Here is an 805-nt window from a genome sequence, read left to right as displayed (position 1 = left end):
GACAAAGGCTCTTTTTGATATCGATGCCGCAACTCGAAAGGCTGTTGTCAGTCGCGAGGTTTCGAATTTCGATGAAGATAAAATGAAGCTGCCAATCTTTAGCTTGATCGCGCTTGAAGAACCTGAAAATCACTTGTCCCCTCACTATTTGGGGAGAATTATAAGCTTGGTAAAAGACTATGGTTCAAATGAACTATGCCAGTCCGTTGTTGCTACGCACTCTGCATCTTTGGTGGGGAGGATTGAGCCCCAACAAATTCGTCACTTCAGGCTGGACAATGAGGAAGTTTGTTCACGTGTTCAGAAGTTAGAACTTCCTAAAGAAGGGGATGAGCAAGCAAAATATATCCGTGAGGCAGTAAAAGCCTATCCTGAAATATATTTCTCAAAGCTCGTCATACTTGGAGAAGGTGATAGCGAGCAAGTTATTCTCCCCAAACTATTGGAGCACTATGGTAAAGATATAGATTCGCATTCGATTTCTGTAGTTCCATTGGGTGGGCGACATGTAAATCATTTTTGGCGTTTGCTTAACTCTCTTAAAATACCATTTGTAACATTGCTTGATTTTGATATAGACCGAAATGGTGGCGGCTTTGGCCGTATGAAGTATGCCATCGAACAACTTAGTAGTTTTAATCCTAACCTAGAGTATTTGCATTCGAAGGTGCTCACATATATTCCAAACTGGACTGATACAAGAGATCCAAACGAATTCTCCTTATCTTATGACTCAGGAGTGTGTATCAATATTGTTGATGAGTTAGAAAAGTATAATGTGTTTTTTTCCAGCCCTTTAGATATC

Annotated in this window: 1 protein-coding gene; it reads left to right on the top strand. The window is 40.4% G+C overall.

Features of this window, described 5'->3' with window-relative positions; all coding sequences use genetic code 11:
• The coding region (locus A3729_RS25260) for an ATP-dependent endonuclease (protein WP_156498130.1) at positions 1 to 805 on the top strand (805 nt) is incomplete at both ends.

Source organism: Oleiphilus sp. HI0043 (assembly GCF_001634935.1).
This window is presented reverse-complemented; position numbering and strand designations above follow the sequence as displayed.